This is a genomic window from uncultured Intestinimonas sp. (assembly GCF_944387245.1).
GTDB lineage: Bacteria > Bacillota > Clostridia > Oscillospirales > Oscillospiraceae > Intestinimonas.
Window position 1 is genome coordinate 1 of sequence record NZ_CALXEE010000118.1, and the last position, 4,212, is coordinate 4,212.

The window sequence follows — 4,212 nt, forward strand, 5'->3', positions numbered from 1 at the left end:
CGGAACTCTGCGAGGCTCTTTCCCCCACATGCGCAAGAGCACTCCTAGGCGCAGAACCGGTGGCTGCCGATGACCTTGATGAGGGGCCGCGACCAGATCCAGGCGCTGGTGGCCGTGTTGGGGTTGAAATAGTAGATGGCTCCGCCGCTGGGATCGGCTCCGTTGATGGCGTCCCGGGCGGCCCGGACGGCGGAATCGGCCACCGGCTGATCGATCTGGCCGTCCACCATGCAGGTGAAGGCCCCAGGCTGGTACACCACCCCGGCGATGGTATTGGGGAAGGAGGGGTGGCTCACCCGGTTGAGGATGACCGCCCCCACCGCCACCTGGCCGCTGTACGGCTCCCCTCTGGCCTCTGCCGAGATGACCTTGGCCAGCAGGGCCACCTCGCTGTCTGCGGCCGAGGAGGAGGTACTCCCCTCCGACATACCCAGGGCCTTCAGGGTGGCGGGACCCACGATGCCGTCGGCGGTGAGGCCGTTCTTTTTCTGAAAGAGCTTCACCGCCGCCTCCGTTTTACTGCCATAAATGCCGTCCGCAGTCCCGTCCAGGTAGCCCCAGCGGATCAGCTTCTCCTGAATGGTGCGCACCGTCTGCCCCGAGGAGCCCCGACGGTAGGTGGCCGCCTGGGCCGTCTGGACCATGGTAATGATGAGTATATTCAACAGAAAGATCAGGGCCAGGGATAAAATGAGTCGTTTTCTCTGTTCCCGCACGTTCCCGCCTCCCACAAAAGTCTCGCCTTTAGTGTACGGCCCCGGCTCCTTTCTTATGAGCGGTGAATCATGGAAGAAAAATTGGGTTATACTGTTAGGGAAACTTTTCTTTTCCATAAAGGAGCGGCATCATCATGGTCAAAGGCATCAACAAGCAGGTCATCGTGGTCAAAACACCCGACCCCCGCCTCTTCGAGGAGGCCATCTTCATTTTGAAGGAGGGCGCGCTCTCCGAAGGTGCCAGCCCGGAGCAGGTTCTGCGGGAGGCCAGGCAGGCGGCTAAAAACTACGTCTCCCGGAGCACCGTTCCCGGGAAATGGTTCCAGGCCATCCCCGCCCCGGCCTACGCCGCCGCCGGCGCTCTGGCCGCCACCGCCGCCTGGAGCCTGGCCCTTTTCTTCTGACGGGCCATTGTGCCCGGCCCTTCCTTATGATACAATGGCCCTGCATCGGGTACCCGCCCTCTTCGGCTCGGATACCCCGAGAGCCTTTGTACGAAGGAGCGTTTTTCATGTATCAGGTTTCCAACTTTATGGACAACGACGACGTCAAGACCCTCTCCCAGCTGGGTCCCTTCTCTGTCATCGAGTACCAGCGCGACCTGAGCGTTACCCCTTCTTCCGCCATCACCGCCTATTATTGTTCCCAGATGAACGTCAGAAAGCGCCAGCTGGTGTGCGATCTGAGCAAGGCCCAGGTCACCATCCAGGCCGGCGCCATGCAGTGGATGCTGGGCAATGTGAACGCCACCACCGGCATCAAGGGTGTGGGCGACCTCTTTACCAAGGCCGTACGTGGCAAGGCCTCCGGCGAGTCGGCGATCAAGCCGGAATACACCGGCGACGGCCTGCTGGTGCTGGAGCCCACCTACCGCTACCTCATCCTCATGGACGCTGCCGACTGGGGCGGCTCCGTGGTGCTGGACGACGGTCTGTTCCTGGCCTGTGACTCCCGTCTCCAGCACAAGGCCGTCATGCGCTCCAACCTCTCCTCCGCCGTGGCCGGCGGCGAGGGACTCTTCAACCTGAGCCTCAACGGCAGCGGCGCTTTCTGCATCGAGTCCGAGTGCCCCCGGGAAGAGCTGGTGGAGATCACCCTCCAGAACGACGTGCTGAAGATCGACGGCAACTACGCCATCGCCTGGAGCGCCAGCCTGGAATTCACCGTGGAGCGTTCCGGCAAGAGCCTCATCGGCTCCGCCGCCTCCGGCGAGGGTCTGGTCAACGTCTACCGGGGCACCGGCAAGGTCCTCATGATGCCCACCGCCAAAATGCCCAACCTGTAAGCCGTCCATACGGAAAACGTCCCCCGGAGGTTCCGTTTTGCCTCCGGGGGACGTTTTGTCATTTCTATGAATGTGCCTCAGAGCTGGCCGGCCTTCTCCTTCAAAAAGCCCTTGAGCCACTCCCCCGTCTCCGGGTGGGCCAGGGAAAAGTCGATGGTGGCCTCCAGGAAGCCCTTCAGGTTGCCGGTGTCATACCGCTTTCCCTCAAAATCCACTGCCACCATCTTGTCCCGCTTGCACAGCTCCTTCAGGCCGTCGGTGAGCTGGATCTCCCCGCCGTAACCCGGCTTCAGATTCTCCAGAATGTCGAAGATGCCGGGCCGGAGCACATACCGGCCCAGGATGGCGTAGTTGGAGAAGATCTCCTCGGGACGGGGCTTCTCCACCATGTCATTGACCCGGAAGATCCGCTCCTCCAGAGGCTCCACCTTCACGGAGGAGTACTTGGAGATGGCCTCGGTGCTCACCTGCTGCACCCCCACACAGGAGGCGCCGTACTTCTCCGCACCGGCGATGAGCTGGCCGATGACCGGGGTCTGGGATCGCATGATGTCGTCGCCCAGGAGGACGGCAAAGGGCTCGTTCCCCACGAAGCGCTTGGCCCGCCAAATGGCGTGGCCCAGACCCTTGGTCTCCTTCTGTCGGACATAGAAGATGTTGGCCAGATCTGCGGCCCGACGGACCTCCGCCAACTCCCGTTCCTTGCCCGCCCGGGCCAGACGCTCCTCCAGCTCGGGATAGTAGTCAAAATAGTCATCCATGGCGGACTTGGCCCGGTTGGTCACCACCAGAATATCCTCGATCCCGGCGGCCACCGCCTCCTCGATGATATACTGGATCACCGGCTTATCCACCAGGGGGAGCATCTCCTTAGGCACCGTTTTGGTGGCGGGCAGCATCCGGGTCCCCAGCCCGGCTGCCGGGATGACGGCTTTCCGTACTTTCATCTGATCTCCTCCATTGGCGGAGGGCAGGCCTCACGCGTGGGTAAGGCGTCCCTCCGGGATAAGGTCGTGGAAAAACTTGATCTGGGGCATGGCCCGCAGCAGGATGGTGCCCAGCACCAGGCAGACACCCAGCTCACCGATACCCACGGTGACGCCATTGTAGATCCAGGCAGCGGGCAGGGCGGCGGTGATGCCTACCTCGGCAAAGCCGATGGTGAAGCCCACCAGCACCATGTTGCACAGCACCGGCGGCAGCCAGGCCATCCACCAGTGGCGGACCTTGCTGGTCCACAGAGCGGCGATGAGAGTGGCCAAGGAGCCCACCACGATGTCCATGGCGCCGTAGGGCGAGAGCAGGTTGGCGATGAGGCAGCCCACAAAGAGCCCCGGCGCGGTGGCTGGGAATAGGAAAGGCAGGACGCACAGGGCCTCGGAGAACCGGAACTGGATGGGTCCGTAGGCCAGGCCAAAGATGTTGCTGAAGTAGCTCAGCACGGCGTACAGGGCGGCCACCATGGCCGCCAGGGTGAGATCGCGGACAGGACTTTTGCGCATGAAAAAGAACCTCCATTTTTTGTTTAGAGTACGTGTGCCGCGTACAGCGGCGCGGGTCCCTCTCCCCGGACGCAGGGCACATGGCGTCCGGACGGCTTTCTCCGCGCCGGTTGGACTGGGTGGGGAACCAGTCGTGGTCATTATATCATGCTTTTTTCTCTCTGTACAGTCATTTTGTCACCTTTACAGCGGAGGTTTTCCCCCGTATAATGTCAAAGAGAAGTCTTACCGGTCTTTTACGGACCGGATCACACCACCAAGGAAGGATCTGATCCCTATGCGCATCCTCATCATCGACGGCCAGGGCGGCGGCATCGGCGCCCGGCTGGTGAGCCTACTCCGGCCCCATCTGCCGGAGGGCTGTGAGCTCCTGTGCGCCGGCACCAATTCCCTGGCCACCAACGCTATGCTCAAGGCGGGGGCCGCCCGGGGAGCCACCGGCGAGAACGCCTTGTGCTACAACGCCCAGCGGGCCGACCTCATTCTGGGCCCCATCGGCGTCATTCTGGCCAACGGCATCATGGGGGAGGTCTCCCCGGCGGTGGCCTCCGCCGTCTCCGGCACCGAGTGCGTCAAAATCCTCATTCCCTCCCCCACCTGCGGCACCCTCATTGCCGGCACGGAGGACTGCCGGCTGGAGGAGTATCTCCGCCGGGCGGTGGAGCTGGCCCTCCATGAGCTTTCCCAGCACGGCTTTGCCCCGGTGTGA

6 protein-coding genes are annotated in these 4,212 nt (G+C 62.6%); 3 read left to right on the plus strand and 3 right to left on the minus strand.

Features of this window, described 5'->3' with window-relative positions; genetic code table 11:
• Nucleotides 1–44: 44 nt before the first annotated feature.
• Nucleotides 45–716, minus strand: a complete 672-nt coding sequence (gene sleB / locus Q0K15_RS10740; RefSeq protein WP_294515840.1) for a spore cortex-lytic enzyme — start codon at nt 714–716, stop codon at nt 45–47.
• 134 nt (nt 717–850) lie between these two features.
• Between sleB and Q0K15_RS10745 the strand changes: the two genes are divergently transcribed.
• A complete protein-coding gene (locus Q0K15_RS10745) occupies nt 851–1,120 on the plus strand; it encodes a translation initiation factor 2 (protein ID WP_294515841.1) in 270 nt (89 codons plus the stop codon).
• A 107-nt stretch (nt 1,121–1,227) separates the two neighbouring features.
• The gene (locus Q0K15_RS10750; RefSeq protein ID WP_294515842.1) at nt 1,228–2,001 is read left to right on the plus strand and encodes an AIM24 family protein; all 774 of its coding nucleotides are present in this window, start codon (nt 1,228–1,230) and stop codon (nt 1,999–2,001) included.
• A gap of 77 nt (nt 2,002–2,078) precedes the next feature.
• Here Q0K15_RS10750 and galU read toward each other — a convergent pair whose 3' ends face one another.
• Entirely contained in the window at nt 2,079–2,948 is an 870-nt protein-coding gene (gene galU / locus Q0K15_RS10755; protein WP_294515843.1) for a UTP--glucose-1-phosphate uridylyltransferase GalU, read from the minus strand.
• A gap of 30 nt (nt 2,949–2,978) precedes the next feature.
• On the minus strand, nt 2,979–3,503 hold the full coding sequence (locus tag Q0K15_RS10760; protein ID WP_294515844.1) for a QueT transporter family protein: 525 nt from the start codon (nt 3,501–3,503) through the stop codon (nt 2,979–2,981).
• A 277-nt stretch (nt 3,504–3,780) separates the two neighbouring features.
• Between Q0K15_RS10760 and Q0K15_RS10765 the strand changes: the two genes are divergently transcribed.
• On the plus strand, nt 3,781–4,212 hold the full coding sequence (locus Q0K15_RS10765) for a DUF3842 family protein (protein WP_294515845.1): 432 nt from the start codon (nt 3,781–3,783) through the stop codon (nt 4,210–4,212).

What these genes read in the sequence shown, in the direction of transcription:
- Q0K15_RS10765 (WP_294515845.1), top strand. Translation starts at nt 3,781, where the DNA reads ATGCGCATCCTCATCATCGACGGCCAGGGCGGCGGCATCGGCGCCCGG.
- galU (WP_294515843.1), bottom strand. Translation starts at nt 2,948, where the DNA reads ATGAAAGTACGGAAAGCCGTCATCCCGGCAGCCGGGCTGGGGACCCGG.
- Q0K15_RS10745 (WP_294515841.1), top strand. Translation starts at nt 851, where the DNA reads ATGGTCAAAGGCATCAACAAGCAGGTCATCGTGGTCAAAACACCCGAC.
- Q0K15_RS10760 (WP_294515844.1), bottom strand. Translation starts at nt 3,503, where the DNA reads ATGCGCAAAAGTCCTGTCCGCGATCTCACCCTGGCGGCCATGGTGGCC.
- Q0K15_RS10750 (WP_294515842.1), top strand. Translation starts at nt 1,228, where the DNA reads ATGTATCAGGTTTCCAACTTTATGGACAACGACGACGTCAAGACCCTC.